The 21,766-nt window shown below is 48.2% G+C and carries 21 protein-coding genes and 2 tRNA genes; 9 read left to right on the top strand and 14 right to left on the bottom strand.

Going from position 1 to position 21,766, the window contains the following annotated elements; all coding sequences use genetic code 11:
• Window positions 1–164: 164 nt before the first annotated feature.
• The 5 genes from EWA64_RS15545 (at window position 165) to EWA64_RS15525 (ending at window position 6,508) form a co-directional block, all read left to right on the top strand.
• Complete coding sequence (locus EWA64_RS15545; protein ID WP_061894080.1) at window positions 165–680, top strand: tripartite tricarboxylate transporter TctB family protein; 516 nt, start codon at window positions 165–167, stop codon at window positions 678–680.
• Between the two features lie 22 nt (window positions 681–702).
• Entirely contained in the window at window positions 703–2,238 is a 1,536-nt protein-coding gene (locus EWA64_RS15540) for a tripartite tricarboxylate transporter permease (protein ID WP_061894079.1), read from the top strand.
• 122 nt (window positions 2,239–2,360) lie between these two features.
• The gene (locus tag EWA64_RS15535) at window positions 2,361–3,122 is read left to right on the top strand and encodes a sulfite exporter TauE/SafE family protein (RefSeq protein ID WP_061894078.1); all 762 of its coding nucleotides are present in this window, start codon (window positions 2,361–2,363) and stop codon (window positions 3,120–3,122) included.
• A 243-nt stretch (window positions 3,123–3,365) separates the two neighbouring features.
• Window positions 3,366–5,102: a methyl-accepting chemotaxis protein gene (locus EWA64_RS15530; protein WP_061894077.1), complete on the top strand. Its 1,737-nt coding sequence runs from the start codon at window positions 3,366–3,368 to the stop codon at window positions 5,100–5,102.
• A gap of 245 nt (window positions 5,103–5,347) precedes the next feature.
• Window positions 5,348–6,508 (top strand): HD domain-containing phosphohydrolase, encoded by a 1,161-nt coding sequence (locus EWA64_RS15525; protein ID WP_061894076.1) that lies wholly within the window; start codon window positions 5,348–5,350, stop codon window positions 6,506–6,508.
• A 139-nt stretch (window positions 6,509–6,647) separates the two neighbouring features.
• Here EWA64_RS15525 and cspE read toward each other — a convergent pair whose 3' ends face one another.
• The 9 genes from cspE to EWA64_RS15480 all read right to left on the bottom strand — a co-directional run bounded on the left by cspE (window position 6,648) and on the right by EWA64_RS15480 (window position 14,235).
• Window positions 6,648–6,860 (bottom strand): transcription antiterminator/RNA stability regulator CspE, encoded by a 213-nt coding sequence (cspE, locus tag EWA64_RS15520; protein ID WP_039426258.1) that lies wholly within the window; start codon window positions 6,858–6,860, stop codon window positions 6,648–6,650.
• 294 nt (window positions 6,861–7,154) lie between these two features.
• Window positions 7,155–7,916 (bottom strand): uroporphyrinogen-III C-methyltransferase, encoded by a 762-nt coding sequence (cobA, locus tag EWA64_RS15515; protein ID WP_061894075.1) that lies wholly within the window; start codon window positions 7,914–7,916, stop codon window positions 7,155–7,157.
• Window positions 7,917–8,095: 179 nt separating this feature from the next.
• Window positions 8,096–8,953 (bottom strand): formate/nitrite transporter family protein, encoded by an 858-nt coding sequence (locus EWA64_RS15510; RefSeq protein WP_061894074.1) that lies wholly within the window; start codon window positions 8,951–8,953, stop codon window positions 8,096–8,098.
• Between the two features lie 132 nt (window positions 8,954–9,085).
• Window positions 9,086–9,409 (bottom strand): nitrite reductase small subunit NirD, encoded by a 324-nt coding sequence (gene nirD, locus EWA64_RS15505; protein WP_061894073.1) that lies wholly within the window; start codon window positions 9,407–9,409, stop codon window positions 9,086–9,088.
• Between the two features lie 14 nt (window positions 9,410–9,423).
• Window positions 9,424–11,985, bottom strand: coding sequence for a nitrite reductase large subunit NirB (gene nirB, locus EWA64_RS15500; RefSeq protein WP_061894072.1), 2,562 nt, complete (start codon window positions 11,983–11,985; stop codon window positions 9,424–9,426).
• A gap of 338 nt (window positions 11,986–12,323) precedes the next feature.
• Window positions 12,324–12,400: transfer RNA gene (locus tag EWA64_RS15495), tRNA-Val, on the bottom strand.
• A 35-nt stretch (window positions 12,401–12,435) separates the two neighbouring features.
• Window positions 12,436–12,512: transfer RNA gene (locus EWA64_RS15490), tRNA-Val, on the bottom strand.
• Window positions 12,513–12,657: 145 nt separating this feature from the next.
• Window positions 12,658–13,458, bottom strand: coding sequence for a hypothetical protein (locus tag EWA64_RS15485; RefSeq protein ID WP_061894071.1), 801 nt, complete (start codon window positions 13,456–13,458; stop codon window positions 12,658–12,660).
• 111 nt (window positions 13,459–13,569) lie between these two features.
• Window positions 13,570–14,235 (bottom strand): DUF2726 domain-containing protein, encoded by a 666-nt coding sequence (locus EWA64_RS15480; RefSeq protein WP_061894070.1) that lies wholly within the window; start codon window positions 14,233–14,235, stop codon window positions 13,570–13,572.
• Between the two features lie 221 nt (window positions 14,236–14,456).
• Here EWA64_RS15480 and EWA64_RS15475 point away from each other — a divergent pair, with 221 nt between their 5' ends.
• A complete protein-coding gene (locus EWA64_RS15475) occupies window positions 14,457–14,636 on the top strand; it encodes a hypothetical protein (RefSeq protein WP_039436316.1) in 180 nt (59 codons plus the stop codon).
• A 103-nt stretch (window positions 14,637–14,739) separates the two neighbouring features.
• Here EWA64_RS15475 and maiA read toward each other — a convergent pair whose 3' ends face one another.
• The 4 genes from maiA to hppD are packed head-to-tail and all read right to left on the bottom strand — an operon-like array spanning window position 14,740 to window position 18,661.
• Entirely contained in the window at window positions 14,740–15,405 is a 666-nt protein-coding gene (maiA, locus tag EWA64_RS15470; protein WP_061894069.1) for a maleylacetoacetate isomerase, read from the bottom strand.
• 13 nt (window positions 15,406–15,418) lie between these two features.
• A complete protein-coding gene (locus tag EWA64_RS15465; protein ID WP_061894068.1) occupies window positions 15,419–16,435 on the bottom strand; it encodes a fumarylacetoacetate hydrolase family protein in 1,017 nt (338 codons plus the stop codon).
• Window positions 16,436–16,449: 14 nt separating this feature from the next.
• Window positions 16,450–17,595 (bottom strand): homogentisate 1,2-dioxygenase, encoded by a 1,146-nt coding sequence (locus EWA64_RS15460; protein WP_061894067.1) that lies wholly within the window; start codon window positions 17,593–17,595, stop codon window positions 16,450–16,452.
• On the bottom strand, window positions 17,588–18,661 hold the full coding sequence (hppD, locus tag EWA64_RS15455) for a 4-hydroxyphenylpyruvate dioxygenase (RefSeq protein WP_061894066.1): 1,074 nt from the start codon (window positions 18,659–18,661) through the stop codon (window positions 17,588–17,590). Before hppD ends, EWA64_RS15460 begins: the two co-directional genes overlap by 8 nt.
• Window positions 18,662–19,044: 383 nt before the next feature.
• On the opposite strand from hppD, the gene EWA64_RS15450 reads away from it, so the two are divergent.
• The 3 genes from EWA64_RS15450 to pilW all read left to right on the top strand — a co-directional run bounded on the left by EWA64_RS15450 (window position 19,045) and on the right by pilW (window position 21,490).
• Window positions 19,045–19,506, top strand: a complete 462-nt coding sequence (locus EWA64_RS15450; protein WP_061894065.1) for a TetR family transcriptional regulator — start codon at window positions 19,045–19,047, stop codon at window positions 19,504–19,506.
• 144 nt (window positions 19,507–19,650) lie between these two features.
• A complete protein-coding gene (gene metA, locus EWA64_RS15445; protein ID WP_061894064.1) occupies window positions 19,651–20,592 on the top strand; it encodes a homoserine O-acetyltransferase MetA in 942 nt (313 codons plus the stop codon).
• 151 nt (window positions 20,593–20,743) lie between these two features.
• Entirely contained in the window at window positions 20,744–21,490 is a 747-nt protein-coding gene (gene pilW, locus EWA64_RS15440) for a type IV pilus biogenesis/stability protein PilW (RefSeq protein WP_139045651.1), read from the top strand.
• A gap of 36 nt (window positions 21,491–21,526) precedes the next feature.
• Here the strand turns inward: pilW and EWA64_RS15435 are convergent, their stop codons facing one another.
• Complete coding sequence (locus EWA64_RS15435; protein WP_039426203.1) at window positions 21,527–21,742, bottom strand: hypothetical protein; 216 nt, start codon at window positions 21,740–21,742, stop codon at window positions 21,527–21,529.
• Between the last annotated feature and the right edge of the window lie 24 nt (window positions 21,743–21,766).

Genomic DNA, 21,766 nt, shown 5'->3' with positions numbered 1-21,766 from the left:
TGCCCTTATCACCCTTTTGCCGTTTATGAAGTGCTGCCTCAGCAGTGTTTGATTACTCCTTTGTTTATGAATCCTCGCAGGTCGTATGGTCTGTTTTGTCAGTGAATCCTTCTCATTGACGCTTCATTTACGGCGCTTTTCTCTCTTGAATCATGGAGTTGGCTATGTCGGACTTACCAACCACTTCACTCAAAAGTAATAAGCTATTCTCGACTGAGTTGCTACTCAGCCGGGACCGCGTTGGCGCGCTGATTTTCTTGCTTCTCTGTCTTGGCTACGGCTATCAGACGTATGAAATCCCGCTTTATCCGGGCGATGAACTCGAACCCTTCACTGCCCGTACCTTGCCGTTTGCGCTCACCATCATCGGCAGTTTGCTATCGCTGTTGCTGCTGATCTCCGGTCAACCTGACAGTAAAAGTGGCGCTGTGGTGAATTTTAACTGGAAACTGCTGATCGCTTTTATCGTCCTCATGGCGTTATATGGACTTGGCCTTACTTATCTTGGCTTTGTGCTCGCTACCGGTTTTTTCCTCATGGCTGGTTTTTACTTGCTTGGCGAACGTCGCAAAAAAGTCTTATTTGGCGCTTCTTTTCCCTTTGTGATCGCGTTTTATCTGCTGCTCACCAAAGGCTTGGATGTTTACCTTGAACCCGGCGTGATCTTCACCCTGTGGTAATCGGCTTTATAGGATAAATGTTATGTTAGATGGAATTTTGCAAGGCCTTTCAACGGCGGTAATGCCGATGAACCTTTTGATGGTGATTGTTGGCTGTTTTGTTGGCACCTTCATCGGTATGTTGCCGGGGCTTGGCCCGATTTCGGCGATTGCGCTGATGATCCCAATCACCTACGGGCTCGAACCCGCTTCAGGCATGATCTTGATGGCTGGGGTCTATTATGGCGCTATTTTTGGTGGCTCCACCTCGTCGATTTTGATCAACGCTCCCGGCTGTTCATCCACTGTTGTAACGGCCTTCGATGGCTACCCAATGGCGCAAAAAGGCCAAGCAGGTAAAGCGCTAGCACTGGCTGCGTATGCTTCGTTTACCGGCGGAACGCTCTCCGCCATCATGCTATTAATCGCCGCACCAGCGCTCGCGACCGTCTCGCTCAGTTTTCAATCTTCAGACTATTTTGCTCTGATGTTGGTTGGCCTCTCTGCGGTGGCAGCGTTTGCGGGCAAAGGCCAAGTACTTAAAGCCTGGATGATGACCATTCTGGGTTTGATGCTGTCAACCGTGGGTATCGATAAAGGCGTCGGTGTTGAGCGTTTTACCTTTGGTCTCACCGACTTGATGGATGGCTTTAGCTTCCTTCTGCTTGCTATGGCGACATTCGCGCTCGGTGAAACCTTAATGGGCATTTTAAAGCCAGAACAAGACACTCGCGGCGAAGAACAAAACAAACTCAGCAACATCGGTTCAATGAAAATCAGCAAAGAAGAGCTCAAAGAAGCAGCCCCAGTTTCCATTCGCTCATCGCTGCTCGGTTTCTTTACGGGTGTATTGCCGGGCGCAGGTGCCACCATCGCGGCTTTCCTGAGCTACGGTATGGAGCGCAATCTCGCGCCAAAAGAGAAGAAAGAGGAGTTTGGCAAAGGCAGCCTGCGCGGCTTAGTCGCGCCAGAATCGGCCAACAATGCCGCGTCCAGTGGTTCCTTTGTTCCCCTTTTGACGCTGGGTATTCCTGGCTCAGGCACCACCGCCATCATGCTCGGTGCACTCATCGCATACGGCATTCAACCCGGCCCGCGTCTGTTTGTTGACCACCCCGATGTGTTTTGGTCGGTGATCATTTCGATGTACGTTGGCAATATTGTTTTGTTGGTACTAAATCTGCCTTTGATCCCTTACATTTCACGTCTGCTTGCGGTGCCTAAAACCGTACTACTGCCGATGATCCTGTTTTTCTCGATCACGGGCGTGTATTTGGTGTCGTTCAACACCATGGATGTGTTCGTCATGCTACTGGTGGCCATGGGTGCGATTGCACTGCGTTTAGCCAACTTCCCGCTGGCACCACTGCTACTCGGGTTTATTCTCGGCGGTCTGATGGAAGAAAACCTGCGCCGTGCACTGATGATTTCCGACGGCCAGCTCAGCTTCTTGTGGGAGCGGCCAATCACGCTGGTGTTTACTCTACTTGCCGTGGTGATGCTCACCAGCCCACTGTGGGTGACTGTGTATCAAAAACTCAAAGCAAGCGGCAACAAAACGGCGCAAACTGCCAAATAATGCATAGACCGCCTTGTTTGAGGCGGTTTTTCATTGATGCTAACTCAGTCACTGTTTGCCTTTTGTCCACTATCACTGATCGTTGTCTTTCGCTAAGGTGAAGAAAAAAGGACAGCTAACACATGGATATTCTTCTACTTTTCTTCGCTGGTGTTTTTGGTGGTGTGCTCAACTCCATTGCGGGCGGCGGCAGTTTCATTACGTTCCCAGCACTCATGGCGGTCGGCGTGCCACCTGTTATCGCAAACGCCACCAATACATTTGCCTCTTGTGCTGGTTACCTCAGCGGTGCTTGGGGTTTTCGCCATGAACTGAGTCGTCATCGCGATGTGTTGCCAAGAACCATCATAGTCAGCCTAATGGGCGGCGTGCTTGGCGCCGTTCTGCTGCTGACCACCGAAGAAAATGACTTTCTCACTGCGATTCCTTGGCTGCTGCTCTTCGCCACCTTGCTGTTTATCTTTGGGCCACGTATCAATCGCCGCCTTGCTCAAGGCTCACACGCCAAAAAATCGAGCTTCACCCGCAAAATCTTACCTGTTGCTTTTTTACTTCTGGTCTCGGCTTACGGAGGCTTTTTTAATGCCGGGCTAGGCATCGTCGCGCTTGGCTATCTGAGCCTTTGCGGTTATCACGATATTCATTTGATGAACGGCCTCAAGCTGCTTATTTCTAGCTGCGTTTCTCTCGTCGCTGTGGCTATTTTTATATGGCATGATTCGATTGATTGGCTAAATGGCATGGCGGTGCTGGTGGGCAGCTTAGCTGGCGGTTATGTTTCCGCGATGGCATCCAAGTTCATTGCCCGCCTCTGGATTCATCGTTTTGTGGCGATCTCTTCTTTGCTGATCACGGGTTACTTTTTTATCGAGGTTTATGCCTGAGCAGCGGAGTAAAACGATACCGAATGCGTTGTCTGACCGGTCAAAATTGCTGACATTGTAAGCAAATGACAAATTTTGCTTTCGCCTCAGTCGATATTCTGTTTGCAACCGAATGAAACTTGTTTGCAACAAAATAGCGCCTGTCTTACTATTGAGCCAAACTATAAATCAGGTTTTCTTTTTTGTTGTGCCGCTGGAATGCGACACCTATTTCATTAGTCACTTTTAAGGATCTAAAGTGTTATGAATCACCTTTCCTTTAAAAATAAGATCATTGCACTGATCATCGCAATCATCACATTAACCATCGTCACTTCCTATTTCAGCGTCAATTACTTCATCAGCCGCTATATAGAAGAATCTGACAGCAAAAACATTACCCATAACGTCGATCTTATCCAGCGTAAAATTGAGGCTGAGCTAAACGGTAAACTGTCACTGGCAAACAGTTTAAATTTCAGCATGATGGACATCAGCGAAACCAAAGAGAGTTCGGGTTTTGACAAGATAGTCAAAATCGTCAACGGCTATGCATTTGACGATACAGGCAATATGAGCGACGAGGATGCTCAGCAGTACATCGACTTGGCAGAAAACCACCCTAGCGAAACCGTCGTCAGCCCAGTCAGTATGAACAGTGGCGTACCGATGATTACCTTTTCTATCAAGCGCATTGATGATTCGGTTGATTTCTTTGTCTTTAACTTAAGCCAATTTAGCAAAGTCATTACCGACTATACCAGTGAAGGCAGTTACGCCGAATTGATCGCGCATGGCAGCACCATTTTCAGCAATAAGCATGGCAACAACCTCACGCCGATTGTACGTAGCATCTCGTTTGCCGGACAACAATGGGATCTGGTCGGCTACATCGATCTCGATAGCATCCAAGCCAATACTGACCAGCTCAACTGGATGATCACCCTCGCCCTGTTAGTGTGTGCAGCAGGTATTATTCTGGTTAGCGTGCCACTACTGCATGTGTCATTCAAACCCCTTGCCCGCTTGCAATTGGTGGTGGCTGGTCTTTCGCAAGGCAATGGCGATCTGACCCAACGTCTTGATATTGAAAGCCAAGATGAGATCGGACGTATCTCTCACTCGATCAACTTGTTTATTGAACGTCTGCAACAGATGTTTATCGAAGTGGCCGACTCTTCGAAAGGCATCGACCACGCCGTGGCCAACTTGGGCGAGCAATCCAGCTCTAACCTTTCTACGCTCAATCAGCACACTCAAGAAACCGAGCAAGCCATCACCGCGATTGAGGAGATGAGCGCGACCGCCAGTGCCATTGCCCAAAGCGCTGACGAAGCGGCGAAACTGACCGACAGAACCAATCGCTACGCTGAAGAGTCGAAGCAGAGTGTTACGGGCGCAGTGCACAGCGTGAACGATTTGGTCACGCAAGTGGTGTCAATGTCAGACACCATCACGCGGATGAGTGACGATACCAAGCAAATCAATTCGGTATTGCAAGTGATTGGCGATATCGCAGAGCAAACCAATTTGCTTGCCCTCAACGCTGCGATCGAAGCTGCGCGCGCAGGGGAACAAGGCCGCGGTTTTGCCGTGGTCGCAGACGAAGTTCGCGCCTTAGCGGCGAGAACTCAGCAAAGTACCGCGCAAATCAATGAGATGCTGGCCAAGCTAAAAACCACCACAGAAAACGTAGTGAATGAAATGGGTTCGACGCGCACACGTTGTGAAGAGACCGCCGAACGTACTAATCATGTGATGGATACCCTCAATGTGGTGACTGACTCAGTCGCAGAAATTAATAATCTCAATACGCTGGTGGCTACTTCCGCAATGGAGCAGCGCCAAGTGACCGATGAGGTGAGCAAGAACATGGCCGCCATTCAAGAAATCATTCGTCAGTTGAACAGCAATGCTGCCCAGACTAACTCGGTGAGTGATGAACTTGATGACACCTCTCAGGCACTTTCTGCGGTCGTCAATCGCTTTAAAGTACGTTGATTCTTCACCGCATTTTAAAATAGGACTATGGCGCTACTTCCGTGGCGCCTTTTTATTGCTATTCTTTATGTGTCCGAGTGCACATATTCTTGTGACTACGACGGAAATAACCCTGTTAAAGATGATGAAATTCTAACTTCAATGCATTTTGTGTTAACGACATGTAGCATTATTGATACATTGGTCGCCTCAATTTGAGGATCGGGATCAAACCTCACAAACCACGCTAAGAAGGGGCAAAAAGGATGTTGGACTACCTCAGGCTTAACCAAATTGCATCGCAAAGCAAAGAGATCGTCACTCTCTTAGACGAGTTATTCCAGCAACTGTGCGACGCATTTCCACCGCTATCTCGCTTCTCTGTCGTGCTGCTAGGGGATAAACAAGCATCCAATTACTATGTGCGAGATAGGCTGATTGATAAGAATGTCTCAACTGAGCTGGATTTTGCGGAGCACGCGTTAACGACCGATTCTTCGCTCACCCATCTTGCCTTCAGCAGTGCTATTCGCATTGTCAATGACTTGCAGCAGATGACACAAACTGACCGAGTGATGAGACTGATAGCTCTTGGCCATAAAAGCAGCTATACCGTCCCGTTGAGTTATCGTAACAAGACGCTTGGATTTCTTTTTTTTAACGCTAAGGTGACCCACTACTTCACCAATCAAGAAGTGCAAAAAGATTTGGCATTTTTGTCCAATCTCATTGGCCAGCTTTTCATCCATTTACATGAAAATCAAAAACACTTTCAGGCGGTGTTGAGCGTTGCGCTCAACATGGGGCACGCTCGCGATCCCGAGACAAAAGAACACCTCATCCGCATGGGCAAATACAGCGAGCTACTTGCAAGGTTGCTTTCTCAACAGCACCCCGAAATCAGCCATCAATTCATCCATCGTATAAGGCTTTACGCGCCCTTCCACGATATCGGCAAATATAAAATTCCCGACCATGTGTTGTTTAGTGACAAGCGTTTTACCGATGAAGAGCGCTGCATTATGAACATGCATACAATTTACGGAGAGGAGATCATTGAACAAGTAGTGCATCTCTCAGATGCCGAGTTAGTATCACAAGATGAAATTGCATTTATCAAGCACATTGTGCGTCATCATCATGAACATTTTGATGGTGCCGGGCTACCAGACAAGCTTTGTGCTGATGAAATCCCTCTTGAAGCTCGCATCGTCACATTAGCGGATGTTTTTGATGCGCTGCTTAGTCGCAGAGCTTACAAACCAGAATGGTCGGTTGATGCTGTAGTGGATTTTATTCGCACCCATACAGGCCAAATGTTCGACCCACAGTGTGTAGCCGTTCTACTTGGTAATTTGGAGCAGTTTTTGGCGATTCGCGAGAAATATCTAGATAAAGAGGAACAGCCGGGAAAGTGCATTGCCTAGCTTCGTCTACAGAAGCAGCCAATCGAGGATGAAATTTCTTTAGGAAATGAGAAAAAGGATTGAGGCTATAAATTTTATTGAGCGTAAATGAAAAGTGGTGCGACGAATCGCACCACTTGTCTTAAAAACTGGTTACTGATTACAGTACAGTTACTTCAGAAGCTTGAGGACCTTTTTGGCCTTGCTCAACATTGAAGCTAACTTTTTGGCCTTCAGCCAGAGTTTTGAAACCGTCAGAAACGATTGAACGGAAGTGAACGAAAACGTCCTTGCCGCCGTTGTCTTGAGAGATGAAACCAAAGCCTTTAGTTTCGTTGAACCATTTTACTGTACCTGTCATTTTTCCAGACATAGTGACCTCTTTAAAAAATTAATCAATTATTGAAAGTGGCTATACAAAGCTATGAATGATTTATCAAGAGAAAGTTTACGCAGGTCTAACGAAAGGTTTCGAGAAATAACTGAGAAGGAACTTTGACTAAATCTAACATTACCACTCTTTTGTAAGAGCCGAGAGATACTATACGCCTACTGAAAAAAAATGCTAGCAATTTCGCTAACCAAAGTTACTGATCGGTTAAAAATACGCCTAACACATTGAAAGTGGGCAGAAATTAGAGTTTCCACCCCAATTTTAACCAGAAAATTAAGCGAACCATTTCAGCTTTTCGTGCAAAGCTGTAACGTGACCCACAACGATCAGCGCAGGACTTACTGCCTGCCGGGCGAGACTTGGTAAATCTTGTAAGGTTCCACGCAGTACTTTTTGCTCTCGGCGCGTACCATTCTCAATAATTGCACACGCCATATTGGCATCCAGTCCATTTTCCAGTAGCTTCTGCGCGATGTACCCGGACTGTTTGAGCCCCATATAAAACACCAAAGTGGTATTGGCTTGCGCCAATGAGGACCACTCTATTTCTTTGCCATCTTTTTGAATGTGGCCCGTAATAAACTGGACACTCTGTGCGTGATCGCGATGGGTCAGCGGAATCCCCGCGTAGGCGGTAGCCCCGGCCGCAGCGGTAATTCCAGGAACCACCTCAAAGCGAATACCGTGTTCAGCCAGTACCTCGAGCTCTTCTCCGCCTCGACCAAAAATAAACGAGTCCCCGCCTTTGAGGCGCACGACACGTTTACCCTCTAATGCCTTATCGAGCAAAATTTGGTTGATTTGGTCTTGTGGCACACAGTGATAATCGAGCTTTTTGCCGACGTAAATTCTCTCGGCGTTTTCACTAGCGAGAGCAAGAATTTCAGCAGAAACCAAACGGTCGTAAACCACCACGTCCGCTTGTTGAATAACGCGATACCCTTTTACGGTCAAAAGATCGGGGTCACCGGGCCCTGCACCGACCAAAGAAACAAAACCTTGAGTTTGAACGGACGTGAGCGTAATTGACTTCATTGTTGAGCCTATAGAAATTTTGATGATAAAAAGTGGCACTCACAATGGCTTATTTGTTAAGTGGCCACTTGTTATCAGCAACTCTTTAGCGTAAGCGAGTATCTGGCTGATGAGCGTACTCGCTCTCCTTCGACTATTGACTTGCCCTGAAACCACACTGTTTCAGGGCACGACTTAGGTTATTTGCCATTCAACACAGGTTGAATGCTTACTGCAGTTTGCTCGCCAACACTATCGAGCGCTGGCGCGGTTTTCGCGTGCGTTAGATAAAGAGGAATGCAAGTGAAAAGTAAGCCACCAACGATGTTCCCTAAGATGGTTGGGATCAAGTTGAAGTTTAGCCAAGTCGCGATGCCGAAGTCCGCTCCCAACATCATACCGAGTGGGAATAGGAACATGTTGACCACGGCGTGTTCAAACACGAGCGCGAAGAAGATAAAAATAGGTAACCACATTGCAGCGATCTTTCCTGCCACAGTTCTGGCTGTCATGTTACCGACAACACCTAAACAAACCATCAAGTTACACAAAATGCCGCGCACAAAACAGGTGATCCAACCATCTGCACCTAGATTTTCAAAACCCACCGTACGCGCTGTTGCTGCTTTAATGAAGGTTTGGCCGACTGCATTTGGCTCTACGCTAAAGTTCATGGTTAAAGAGAGTGCGATAAGCGCCGCAACAAGCAGTGACCCCATTAAGTTGCCAAGTCCAACCAGTCCCCAACAACGAAAGACGCGTGACCAAGTAATACCAGGACGACTTTCAAACTTGGCTAACGGCGCCAGACCAAACACACCTGTCACCAAGTCGTATCCCATCAGGCTTAAAATGCAAAAGCCCACCGGGAACACAAGCGCACCGACAATGCCTAATCCGGTTTGCGTAATCGCGGTAATCGCCACCACCACAGCGAGCGATAAAATGATCCCCGCCATCGTGCCGCGCAAAATTAAGTCGCGCGTTGAGGTTTTTATTTTCGCTTCACCAACATCAATCATGGTTTGTACGAATTCTGCAGGTCTTAAATCAGACATAGAGCGTCCCTTTATCAAAGTTAAAATTGAAGATGAAATAGAGAAAGGCTCCCTGCTCTTTTTCGTCTTTTCCCTGCAAAAATCCGTTGAGGAAACAAGAAGCCTTTGTGCTATTGAATCTCAAGCCAATGATTAAGCCGAGATTTCTACTCTGCCGTTGTTGACACGAGCTTGGTATGCCTTAACGTTAAAGCGCTCATCTTCCATACACTGACCTGTTGCAAGGTTAAAACGCTGCTTTTTCAACGGGCTCGCCACCCACAGCTCGCCTCTGTGCTGTGCGATCAAACCGCGAGACAGTACGTTTGAGCGTGCAAACGGGTCCGTGTTGCTGATGGCAAATACCTGCTCGTCTTCACCAGGACGAAATACCGCGACTTGCTGTCCGTTTACCAGTGCACACACTCCCGTACCCGGAATAATGTCTTTAATGTCACATACTTGTTCGAATGCCATGATGGGCTCTCCTCTTATTCCGTAACCGCGACATGCAAGATGTCACCTTGAAGTTCAGGGTGTTTCTCAACAAACGTGGCCGGGCGATGTTGCTGACGCGCTGGTACAAACACGACGTTGTCGTCGCGCTTATCTGAGTTAATAAAGTGCGCAAAGCGTTTCAACTGAGTTTCGTCGTTGATAGTCTCATTCCATTCACAGCGGTACGCGTCAACCAATTTGGCAATGTCACCTTCGAGCTGCGCATTGATGCCCAATTTGTCTTCGATGATCACTTGGCGAAGGTAATCCACGCCGCCTTCCATGTTTTCCAACCACACCGATGTACGCTGCAGTGGCGCAGAAGTGCGGATGTAGAACATCATGAAACGGTCGATGTATTTGAGCAGCGTTGCTTGGTCTAGGTCGCTAGCCAGTAAGTCTGCATGACGCGGCTTCATACCACCATTACCACACACGTATAGATTCCAGCCTGCATCTGTGGCGATAATGCCGAGGTCTTTACCCTGCGCTTCAGCACATTCACGCGTACAGCCCGACACACCAAACTTCATCTTGTGCGGCGTGCGGATGCCTTTGTAGCGGTTCTCGATAAACACGCCAAGACCCACCGAGTCTTGCACACCGTAACGACACCAGGTTGAGCCCACACAGGTCTTCGCCATACGCAGCGCTTTGGCATACGCTTGGCCTGTTTCATAGCCAGCGGCAATCAGTTTTTTCCAGATCTCAGGAAGGTCATCTTTTTGCGCGCCGAACAAACCAATGCGCTGAGCACCCGTTACTTTGGTGTAGAGGTTGTACTCGGCCGCGACTTCAGCCAACACTTTCAGCGCTTGCGGCGTCACTTCGCCACCCGCCATACGTGGGATCACCGAATAAGTGCCGTCTTTTTGTATGTTGCCAAGGAAGTTGTCGTTGGTGTCGTGTAGCTTAACCAGTTGAGGTTTCAAAATGTGCTCGCCCCAGCACGAGGCCAAAATAGAGCCCACCACAGGTTTACACACTTCACAGCCATAACCTTTACCATGTTTCGCTAGCAGATCATCGAAGGTTTTGATCTCTTCGATGCGAATCAGGTGGAACAGCTCTTGGCGAGAGTAAGCGAAGTGCTCACAAATATCGCTTTTCACTTCCACACCCGCTTTCGCAAGCTCGGCGTTTAACACCGAAGTGACCAGTGGAATACAACCGCCACAACCAGTGCCTGCACCGGTGACGGCTTTGATATCAGCAATGGTGTGATGACCGTCGGCGACCGCTTGCGCGATCTTGCCTTTAGTGACATCAAAACACGAACAGATCACCGCAGAATCTGGCAACGAGTCAGCACCGAGTTTTGGCTTCTCGGCACCAGCGCGCGCTGGCAGGATCAAAGTATCTGGATGCTGTGGTAGCTCAATTTCATTCAACATCAGTTGCAGTAAGTCACCGTAATCCGACGTGTCACCTACCATTACTGCGCCAAGTAGTTTCTTGTTGTCTGCTGAAACGATCAAACGTTTGTAAACTTCAAGCTCTTCGTTTTGATAAACGTAGCTCTTGCAACCAGGTGTACGACCATTCGCATCGCCAATCGACCCTACTTTGACACCCAGCAGTTTGAGCTTGGCAGACATATCCGCCCCTTCAAACTTGCTGTCAACGTTGCCTAGCAGGTGATCCACGGCAACTGTCGCCATTTTATAGCCCGGCGCAACCAGCCCGTAGAACATCTTATTCCATGACGCACATTCACCAATGGCGTAGATATTGCTGTCTGTGGTTTGGCAGTGGTCGTTAATTTCAATACCGCCACGAGGTGCGATACCTAGGCCCATTTGGCGAGCCAGTTTGTCTTGAGGACGGATACCCGCAGAGAACACGATGAAGTCCGTCTCAAGCTCAGTGCCATCGGCAAAGCGCATCACATTGCGTGCTTGTTCGCCTTCTGCTGCAATTTCCAAGGTGTTTTTGCTGGTATGAACTTTCACGCCCATACGTTCGATTTTTTGCCGAAGTTGGTCGCCGCCCGCTTGGTCGAGCTGCTCAGCCATCAGTTTAGGGGCAAACTCGACAACGTGCGTTTCCATTCCGAGTGCTTTCAGCGCACCAGCGGCTTCCAAGCCAAGCAAACCGCCGCCAATCACCACACCACTTTTACTCTTCTTCGCACAGGCTTCGATGGCTTTCAGATCTTCGATGGTACGGTAAACAAAGCAATCTTTGCTCTCATTACCTTTGATTGGTGGTACAAATGGGTAAGAACCTGTTGCAAGAATCAGCTTATCGTATTGAATTTCACGACCCGAACTCGAATACACCGTTTGTTTTTCACGGTTAATATTGATCGCGCGCTCACCTAACAACACTTTGATCGCGTGCTTTTCATAAAAGCCCGTTTTCACCAATGAGAGTTCATCGGCGGTGTGATGTGAGAAATAAGAAGAGAGATGGACGCGATCGTACGCGACGCGGGGTTCTTCACAAAATACGGTGATGTCAAAGTGGGAAACATCCGTTTTATCAACCAGATCTTCGATATAACGGTGGCCGACCATCCCGTTACCGACAATCACTAGCTTCAACTTGCTCATAGTACTTCCTAAGGGTTAGGTTCTTATCTGAGCGCATTGTTCATTATGAAAGAAAATGAAAAGATGATGTAAATCAATTACGAAATCAAACTACCCTAAAGGGGTAGATGCTTTTGAAGGCTCGAGTAGCATGCGCGATTCACAGCAGAATCACCCTTTCGATAGTGAAAATAGCAGTAACGAATCACTGTAGATGTAATAAAGTAACGAAAAAGAGAAACAAGATAAGAAACGGATGAAAAATGACCGTGCGGCGATACAACTAGGCAAGATCAAACACTGGAAAGCAACAAAGCCTGCTCAATGAGCAGGCTTTGTGTGTTCATACTGAACGAATTTGGTGCGTCCAAGTGGACTCGAACCACCGACCCCCGCCATGTCAAGGCGATACTCTAACCAACTGAGCTATGGACGCTTTACGCACAATTCTCAAGCTAACCATTCAGTGAATGGTGCGTCCGAGTGGACTCGAACCACCGACCCCCGCCATGTCAAGGCGATACTCTAACCAACTGAGCTACGGACGCATTCCCTGAGAACGAGGAGGATATTAACCACTGCAGCGGATAGGTGCAAGCATATTTTTTCGCTTTCCGAATCGTTTGCTCTATTAATAATCTTTTTGCTCTGTTTTTGGTCTTATTCAGTATCAATCGATTGATCTAACTCACATTAATCACCGGAGTTGGGCAATCGGATCACCACTCTTTTCTCAAGGTTAAGTTTTTTTAAATCTTTTAACCAATAGGTATCGATCAAACGTTGCAGCAAGCCGCTTTTGTCTGCCTTGTCCAATGCCTCTTGCAGTAAGGTTTGATGCCGTTCGGCACTTTCACTGAGATAAAAGCGAAAATCTCGCTCGTATACGATCAATAGACGTTGCTCGATGTCCAAATTGGGGACTAAGCGTGCTTCTGTCATGATTTCGTTGATGCCTCGCGGGAAGTAGTTCACGGGCCCAACTCGACTCAGTTTGTCATATAAAGCGCGCCATTCGCCATCTTGCGGGTAGTAGGCCAGGTGATTCGCTTGCCACACTTCAACATCAAACCAATTGGAACCCAGCCCAGCCACCAAGCCGCTGCGCTGTAAATCTTCAAGCGAGTTAATCTGGTTATACTGCGCTTGGGCCCCTTTGGGAATAAACAGAACGCGTTGGCCGATCAACCCTTTGGTGACAGGAGCGTTGATAAAGGGATACTGCGCATCTCTCTCGCTGCTCTGCACTAACCACATTAACGACAGTTGATTGTTCTCGACCATCTTAACCAAGCGTTTTTGCGGAATATGCTCAAAAGGGCTGTTGATGACGAGTTTTACGCCAATGTCCGCTAACGACTGTTTGAGCAACTCATGATAGAACAGATGAGTGCCGTCCATTTGTGTCGGTAGGGTTAAAGTAATTGATTTTGGATTAGCGTTGGCGAAGGATAAGGGGATCCATAGCGAGAGTAAAAATGCAAGCCATTTCATAGCAAATCCCCAAACAAGTTCAACTACTTACACTATAGAACGGTTTGAGGATTTTGAGTAATACGGGTAATAAAAGTGTTCCATCACTGTAAGTTAAAAGCGCGTATCACGTTATTCGTCATCATCGGTATCAAACACCACGTTGTAGTTTTCCGTATACGTACAGTTGGGTTGTCGGCTGCAGGTGAAAAAGCGTCGCCCTTTAAATTCACCTTGTGAGGCAACTTTGATCACCATCGGGCTGCCACACTTTTTGCAAAAGCGGATCTCTTTGTCCGGCTCAATGAGATCGATGTGCGCCGCAAGCAGGCGTCTTAATCGCCCCACCTGATAACTGTGTTTTACCGATGTTCCGATGAGTGGAATATTGGCGCTTTTGCACACTTGCATCAGCAGTTTCTCTCGTTCCACTTTACTTTTATTGAGCTCTTTGCCGTTATCGAGTTCAATCACTACTCTTGGCTCAAAGGTTCTTGGATCACAGATGAGATAATCAAAATGGCTACGCGAGATCTTGTTGCTGGCGATGAAAAGCTGCTTTTTACTGACAATGTCACGCGGAGCAATCACACTGCTCATGTTCACTTTACTAAATACCACCCCATGCTCTCCAACGGCGGTTTTCAGCGCATTAAAGAAGGCGACTTCCTGCGACCTGAGCACCGGCCCTTTGACACGATAAGCGTAATCTTTGCTGTCATCTTGTTTAACCACATATTTCTGGATGATGAAAAAGAACAGGATCAGTAACGCGACGATGATAAAGATATTGGTCATGCTGCAATGTCACTCAAAACATACACTTGGGTTGCGAATACACTATGTGGAAAGCCTACTGAACTCAAGAAAAAAGCCGTTGTGCTCGTATTGTATCGTTACGACTTTGGTCGATCTCACAGTTCAAATTGATCAAGATCATTTTTGCATCTGATTAATCGGCGTAAATTTAACACCGTTAGCAATTGGTTAACAATATTGCAATTTTCATCGGAGGTCATATGGAATTGAAACAAGATCCTCGCTGCTACACGGATGTCTGCTTAGAAGGTAAGTGGTATCACTACGACCACTGTGGGACAACCGCTTACATGCTCAAAGGCGGAAGTCCCGAAGAGATAGAGTTGGCCAAAGAACCTGCCACCGAAAGTGAGCTGATCGAACTGCTCTTAAACCGCTAAACGCCCAACGAATAAACACCGCACAACTCACAAGAAAACCTCACAAGAAAACGCCCTTTGATGATGCTATCTATCAAGGGCGTTTTTGGCGTTGCTTGTGTTATCACACCGCGTCAGGTTGGTTTTCCGGTTTAGCGGCGATAAACGCGGGCAGCTCATTGCAAGCCGCTACCACTGCGTTGATCAGTGGATAGTTCTCCATGGAAACGCCAAAACGCTGCGCGTTATACACTTGTGGAACAAGGCAAATATCAACAATGCTTGGGCTATGGCTGATGCTGTATAAACATTCGCCGTAGTGCTCGCGATGCCTGCGCAATTTCTCTTCCACCGCTTGAAAACCTTGCTCAATCCAATGATGTATCCACTCAAGTTTGTGCTTTTCGTCAAGCTCAAGTGGCCCTTCAAGGTACTGTAATACGCGCAAGTTATTCAGCGGATGGATCTCTATGGCGATATCTTGCGCCAGTGCCAGCGCTTGGTAACGCAGCGCACCGATAGAGGGAATCACTTGCACCGCCGAGTAATTATCATCCAGATATTGGATGATGGCCAAAGACTGGTTAAGTACCATCTCCCCATCGACTAAAACGGGTACCAGCTGCACGGGATTGAGTGCACGATACTCTGCGCTGTGCTGCTCTCCGCCCTGCTTAACCAGGTGAATAGGTACACTTTGGTAGTTCAGCTGTTTGAGGTTAAGGCAAATACGCACGCGATAAGCGGCGGACGAGCGCCAGTAACCATACAATTTGAGATTGTCACTCATCGCTTATCCCCAGTTACTTTTGATACCGGCTCACTTGCTGCTCAATCGCACCGAAAATACTGTGCCCTTCATCATCCAGCATCTCTAAGCGAATCGAATCACCAAACTTCATAAAAGATGTTGTAGGTTTGCCATCACGGATCGTTTCAATCATGCGAATTTCCGCGATACACGAGTAACCGACGCCGCCCTCTTCAATCGACGTGCCGTGTTCTGTGCCCTGTTTATTCGACACCGTGCCGGACCCTATGATGGCCCCAGCGGATAACGGTCGCGTTTTCGCCGCATGCACAATCAAATCGGCAAAATCAAAAGTCATGTCGATGCCCGCGTTGGGTTTACCAAACGGTTTGCCGTTATAGGTAGAAAGCAGTGGAAGATGCAGCTTGTTCTCACTCCACGCAGAGCCCAGCTCGTCGAGCGTTACTGCCACGGGAGAAAACGCAGACGAGGGTTTTGATTGGAAAAAACCAAATCCTTTCGCCAACTCAGCCGGGATCAGACCACGCAGCGAGACATCGTTAACCAGCATCACTAAGCGAATCGACTCCTGCGCCTGTGCGATACTCGCCCCCATCGGCACATCGCCAGTGACCACCGCGACTTCACCTTCAAAATCGATGCCCCACTCTTCACTGGCAAATTCGATATTGTCGCGCGGGGCGATAAAAGCGTCAGAGCCGCCTTGATACATGAGCGGATCGGTCCAAAAACTCTCCGGCATCTCTGCACCGCGCGCTTTACGCACCAGCTCAACATGATTGACGTATGCAGAGCCATCCGCCCACTGGTAGGCGCGTGGCAAAGGTGACGCCACTTGGCTCTCATCAAATGGCGCGCTGCCCGCCACATCACCTTGGTTCAACGCCAAATACAGTTCTTGCAGCTGTGGGCTGGTTTGCGACCAATTATCCAAAGCTGCTTGCAAAGTGGGCGCAACTGCTTTCGCCGACACATAGCGAGTCAGATCGCGACTCACCACCACCAGTTCGCCATCACGCGAACCATTTTTCTTTGTCGCAAGTTTCATGGTTATCCCTTCTCTTAGTCGCCCGATGACTCACTTTCACGCCAGCTGTAGACGTACTCTTTGTTCTCTACGCTGTCGAGCTCGGGCGCAAATTGCAGCGCATGGCGCGTATCGATCATCACCGCCACTTCGTCGGTGAATTTTTTCTTATATTCTTGACCCGCTTTAAACGCTTTTGGGTGCGGACCGTGCGTAAACCCGGCGGGATGGAACGTCACCATCCCCGCTTCAATGTTGTCACGGCTGAAGAAATCACCCGCGTGATAGAACAGCACTTCATCGTAGTCGTCATTGTTGTGATAAAACGGCACTTTCAGCGCGCCCGGATCGCTCTCAATCGGACGAGGAACAAAGGTACAAACAACAAAGCCGTTACCGACAAACGTCGTGTGCGCCGAAGGTGGCAAGTGGTAGCGGTGCGACATCAGTGGACGAATATCGCGCCAGTTGAGTTTCACCACCGACAAATCACCGTGCCAGCCAATCGCATCGAGTGGATTAAATGGATAAGTGATGACACTGACACGCTCATGGCGTTTGACCTCGACACGAGTACTCTCTTCGCCATATTGCGCTTTGAATTTGTCGTTGATCGCCGGCACTTCCAGCACCGCAGGGTCAAACACGGCATGGTTACCCACTAGCCCTTTCTCGGGCAACGAGTAGGCAGCATCGCTGTTTTCAATCATCAGGATGAACATCGGCTCAGACGGTTCTAACCGCCAGTTGGTCGAGCGCGGGATCAACACGTAATCGCCTTCGCCGACCTCTAAATGGCCGTAATCGCAATAGAGATCCGCTTTACCTTGATGGATAAACAGCAGCTCATCGCCATCGGCATTGCGCGCGAGAAAATCCATCTTCACCTGAGTTTTCCATACGCGCACTTTGCACTGGGCATTGTGCAGCAGATGAGGAACACGCCACGGCGAATGCTGTGCGGTGTGTTCAACACGGGTGAAATCAAACGCTCTCGGCCTGAGTTCCCCTTCCCATTCGCTCCAGCTTGTCGGGGCATGCTGATGGTGGAAATGGGCCGCAGGGCCAAAAAAGCCACTGCGCCCTGCTTCACGTTCATAAATCGCCTCTTGCGGGAAGTCGGCGTGTGCCTGTTTAGAGCACACTCCCTCCCGATGAGGGAAGGAGATCCATTTATGCATCGCTCAATACTCCACGGCGGATTTGGTCTTCTTCAATCGATTCAAACAGCGCTTTGAAGTTGCCTTCGCCAAAACCTTCGTTGCCTTTACGTTGAATGATCTCGAAGAAAACAGGACCGATAACAGTTTGGGTAAATATTTGCAGCAAGATGCCATCTTTGGTCGGCGCACCGTCAATCAAAATGCGCAGCTCACGCAGTTTGTCGACGTCTTCTTTGTGACCAACCACGCGATCATTGACCTTCTCATAGTAAGTGTCTGGAGTGGGCATAAAGTCCATACCGCGATCACGCAGGGTTTTGACCGTGTCGTAAATATCGTCTGTGGTCAAGGCGATGTGCTGAATGCCTTCACCGTTATATTCGCGAATAAATTCTTCGATTTGCGATTTATCGTCAGAGGACTCATTGATTGGAATACGGATCTTGCCACAAGGCGCGGTCATCGCACGGCTGACAAGGCCCGTGAGTTTGCCTTCGATGTCGAAATAGCGGATTTCACGGAAATTGCCAATGCGCTCATAAAAGCCCGCCCAAGTATCCATGTTGCCGCGTTTTACGTTATGGGTCAGGTGGTCAATCTCGTACAAGCCTACGTCTGCTTTCGCCAAACGCTCATCTGCATCATCATAAAATCGGAAGTCGACGTCATAAATGCTCTGTTTGCCATAACGGTCAACAAAATAGAGCAAGCTGCCGCCAATGCCGTACACCGCCGGAATGCTTAACTCCATCGGGCCGATCTCGGTTTGATATCTTTGTGCGCCGTTGGCGAGGGCGTGTTCAAGCGCGTGGTTGGCGTCTTTGACACGAAAGGCCATGCCGCACACCGACGGGCCGTGAATACGAGCGAACTCTTCGGCTTGGCTATGAGGTTGGGCATTGACCACGAAGTTGATGTCACCTTGACGATACAGCCATGCTTGCTTAGAGCGATGTTTTGCTACTTCAGCAAAACCAAGGGAAGCAAACAATCCTTTCAACTGTTCAATGCCCTCATTATTGGCTGCTGTATATTCCACAAACTCGAATCCGTCTGTGCCCAGAGGGTTGATCGCGTCTACCATGACTTTCTCCTTGTACTATTCGTTTGTTTTTTAACACTCCGTTAACTTGAATCAGACGCACAAGAATTGGAATAGACAGGCAACTTTCTCCGCTCGGCCACCCAAACCGCAAAATATGTAAATTTATTGTTACAGCAAAAATTAGAACAAATACTTCGCCGCAGTCTTTTCATCAAACATTAGATTTCAACCAGTTAGCTTGTCATGTTTCCTGTACACCACCACGTCAAATGTAAATACCTTGTTATAACGATCAGCTTGCAAGAGAGAAGTCGAGGTGTGAGGCGAACGTTTGTCAGTAATGGGTTAAATAACCTTGCCACACGTGGTGTTCCCCTTGCTTAGGGTCTAGTATGCGTTGAAATCAATCAGGAAGAAGTGGTATGAAACGAAGTAAAGAAGAGACACAAGAGACGATCAACACCATCTTAGACACTGCCTTTCGTCAATTACTGAGTGGTGGGTTTGAACGCATGTCTTACACCAGTTTGAGTGAAGAATCCGGAATTTCACGTACGGGAATTTGTCATCACTTTGGTAAGAAAACTAAGATTCCGTTGCAACTCAAAGACCGTTTACTGCAACATTTACTGGAATACCTTGATTTCTCTGCCGATATCAAGCTGTTTCGCGCCAGTTGGGTCAGTGCAATCCAACAGCAAGAATTCCGTGATATCTGGCGAGTCGCTTATCAACTACAAATCAATGAGCAAGTCAGCGACATCATCACGCTGTTCAATCAAGCGCTGCAAGAGAAATGTGAGGTGAACTTTGGCCATAATTGCCAGCAAGAGATCGTAAGTTTAATGGGGTATACCTTGTTACGTCTTCACTCTCTTAAGTAATGTACGCCTTTGTTCACTGCTGTGTTGACGCCAATACCTGTACAACAAACCACACGTTGCTGATTTTCCCTGTCGACATCACAAAAAAAATAGGATAGGTTTAGATGTATAGACGTCCAAAACCATAAGCTTAGGGAGAAAGCTGTGCCTATTCGTATTCCAGATCAATTACCCGCCGCTGATGTATTGCGAAATGAAAATATCTTCGTGATGAGTGAAACGCGTGCGGCCAGTCAGGAAATTCGTCCTCTGCGTGTGTTGATCCTCAATTTGATGCCAAAAAAAATTGAGACTGAAACCCAGTTCCTTCGCCTGCTGTCTAACAGCCCGTTGCAAGTGAATGTTGAACTGCTGCGCATTGATGACCGCCCGAGTAAAAATACCCCAACGGAGCATTTGGATAATTTCTATCGCCAGTTTGAGATGGTTAAAAACCGTAACTTCGACGGCCTGATCATCACTGGCGCGCCGCTCGGCCTGGTGCAATTTGAAGATGTGATCTATTGGGAACATCTACAGACCATCATGGAGTGGGCAAAATCTCATGTCACTTCCACTTTGTATGTGTGTTGGGCGGCCCAAGCGGGCCTCAAGCTACTCTATGACCTGCCGAAACGCACCCGCAAAGAGAAACTTTCGGGCGTGTATCAACACAAAATTCATCATCCTTACCATGCGATTTTGCGAGGTTTCGATGATACCTTTTTAGCGCCGCATTCACGCTACGCCGATTTCTCGCCCGAATATTTGGCCGAGCACACCAATCTCGACATTCTCGCCACCTCAGACACAGCTGGCGTCTATCTGGCCAGCACCAAAGACAAGCGCAATGTGTTTGTGACCGGTCATCCAGAATATGATCTGCACACCTTACACAATGAGTATGTACGCGATATCGCGGAAGGGCTGGAGCCGGCGATTCCGGTCAACTACTACCCGAATGACAATCCGGATAATGCGCCGATCGCCAGTTGGCGCAGCCACGGTCATTTACTCTTTTCTAACTGGCTCAACTACTGCGTTTACCAGCAAACCCCATTCGATCTAGACCATTTCAGTGAAGACGCCTTCACCAAAGACGAATAGCCGAAGCTTCTGCTTCTCTCTTCTCAGGCCACCGCAAGGTGGCCTTTTTGCCGAATATGCAAAGTGACTCGCATCTTAATCGCAGCTTGATAGGCATGGCGGTCAGAGGAATTATCATCGTGGTAACTTTTGCATCGCACGAAGAAAATTCATGATGAATCAGATGTTTCGCTTCATTCCACTGCTGAGTTTTGCCCTGCTGACGGGTTGCGTCACCATCACTGAAGGGCAAGTCGCCAACAATGCCGACCCGATTGATATGGCTGAATCTCGCATTGCTTTAGGGCTTGGTTATCTCGACAATGGCGCGATGGTCAAAGCCTACGACAACTTACAACAGGCGCTAAACCACGCACCGGATTACTACCGCGCTCAGCTCTCCATGGCGCACTACTACGAGCTGGTCGGCGAAAATGGCAAAGCGCAAGATCTCTATCGAAAAGCGGCCCGCCAGCACCCCAAAAACGGCAATGTACTCAACAACTACGGCACTTTTTTATGCAAACAGGGCGACTACGCGCAAGCAGACAAACTGTTCAACCAAGCGATTGCGCAGCCCTACTATTATTTGATCCCAGCCAGTTATGAAAACGCGGCATTTTGCGCCTTAAAAGCGGGTTTTAAAGCCAAAGCGCAAACCTATTTCACCCGAGCAATCGATTACGATCCGCACCGCCCCAAATCCATCCTCAACCTCGCTAAGCTGGAAATCGAGGCAGGCAACTACACGCAAGCTCGCCTGCGTTTGATTCGCTTTCATCAAAGCTACGGCTTACAGTCGCCCTCACTGCAGCTGCTGATTGAGCTAGAACAAAAGGCGGGGAACCAAGCGTTGGTGAAAAGATATCAGCAGGAGTTAGAAAAGTTGACGGCCAAGCAGAGCTTCAGCGCCATTTAATGCAAAACCGCCTGAGATTCACTCAGGCGGCTTAAACTAACGTCTTGATGTGGAATTGCGGATTTTATACCTGTCTTTGCGGTGCGTATCGCGCAGTTTTCGTACCTGATTCTTGCGTTTTATCGTGCGGTACTCACGATAGATAATTCGAATAAACGCCACCAATCCAACCAAAAGCAGGACAGTAAAAACGCTCAGGAAGCTTTCACACAGCCAATCTGGCTGACAGGGTAGATAAATTTCAAAATCCATCGCATGCCCTCCTGTTACGCAACC

Source organism: Vibrio cidicii, from assembly GCF_009665415.1.
In the GTDB taxonomy this organism is placed as follows: Bacteria; Pseudomonadota; Gammaproteobacteria; order Enterobacterales; family Vibrionaceae; genus Vibrio; species Vibrio cidicii.
This window is presented reverse-complemented; position numbering and strand designations above follow the sequence as displayed.

Excerpts from the sequence above, each read along its gene's own strand:
- EWA64_RS15475 (WP_039436316.1), top strand. The coding sequence starts at position 14,457 with ATGGAATTGAAACAAGATCCTCGCTGCTACACGGATGTCTGCTTAGAA.
- EWA64_RS15460 (WP_061894067.1), bottom strand. The coding sequence starts at position 17,595 with ATGCATAAATGGATCTCCTTCCCTCATCGGGAGGGAGTGTGCTCTAAA.
- cspE (WP_039426258.1), bottom strand. The coding sequence starts at position 6,860 with ATGTCTGGAAAAATGACAGGTACAGTAAAATGGTTCAACGAAACTAAA.
- EWA64_RS15525 (WP_061894076.1), top strand. The coding sequence starts at position 5,348 with ATGTTGGACTACCTCAGGCTTAACCAAATTGCATCGCAAAGCAAAGAG.
- EWA64_RS15540 (WP_061894079.1), top strand. The coding sequence starts at position 703 with ATGTTAGATGGAATTTTGCAAGGCCTTTCAACGGCGGTAATGCCGATG.
- nirD (WP_061894073.1), bottom strand. The coding sequence starts at position 9,409 with ATGGCATTCGAACAAGTATGTGACATTAAAGACATTATTCCGGGTACG.
- EWA64_RS15545 (WP_061894080.1), top strand. The coding sequence starts at position 165 with ATGTCGGACTTACCAACCACTTCACTCAAAAGTAATAAGCTATTCTCG.
- EWA64_RS15510 (WP_061894074.1), bottom strand. The coding sequence starts at position 8,953 with ATGTCTGATTTAAGACCTGCAGAATTCGTACAAACCATGATTGATGTT.
- EWA64_RS15530 (WP_061894077.1), top strand. The coding sequence starts at position 3,366 with ATGAATCACCTTTCCTTTAAAAATAAGATCATTGCACTGATCATCGCA.
- EWA64_RS15485 (WP_061894071.1), bottom strand. The coding sequence starts at position 13,458 with ATGAAATGGCTTGCATTTTTACTCTCGCTATGGATCCCCTTATCCTTC.
- EWA64_RS15480 (WP_061894070.1), bottom strand. The coding sequence starts at position 14,235 with ATGACCAATATCTTTATCATCGTCGCGTTACTGATCCTGTTCTTTTTC.
- EWA64_RS15435 (WP_039426203.1), bottom strand. The coding sequence starts at position 21,742 with ATGGATTTTGAAATTTATCTACCCTGTCAGCCAGATTGGCTGTGTGAA.
- EWA64_RS15450 (WP_061894065.1), top strand. The coding sequence starts at position 19,045 with ATGAAACGAAGTAAAGAAGAGACACAAGAGACGATCAACACCATCTTA.
- EWA64_RS15535 (WP_061894078.1), top strand. The coding sequence starts at position 2,361 with ATGGATATTCTTCTACTTTTCTTCGCTGGTGTTTTTGGTGGTGTGCTC.
- pilW (WP_139045651.1), top strand. The coding sequence starts at position 20,744 with ATGATGAATCAGATGTTTCGCTTCATTCCACTGCTGAGTTTTGCCCTG.
- maiA (WP_061894069.1), bottom strand. The coding sequence starts at position 15,405 with ATGAGTGACAATCTCAAATTGTATGGTTACTGGCGCTCGTCCGCCGCT.
- hppD (WP_061894066.1), bottom strand. The coding sequence starts at position 18,661 with ATGGTAGACGCGATCAACCCTCTGGGCACAGACGGATTCGAGTTTGTG.
- cobA (WP_061894075.1), bottom strand. The coding sequence starts at position 7,916 with ATGAAGTCAATTACGCTCACGTCCGTTCAAACTCAAGGTTTTGTTTCT.
- nirB (WP_061894072.1), bottom strand. The coding sequence starts at position 11,985 with ATGAGCAAGTTGAAGCTAGTGATTGTCGGTAACGGGATGGTCGGCCAC.
- EWA64_RS15465 (WP_061894068.1), bottom strand. The coding sequence starts at position 16,435 with ATGAAACTTGCGACAAAGAAAAATGGTTCGCGTGATGGCGAACTGGTG.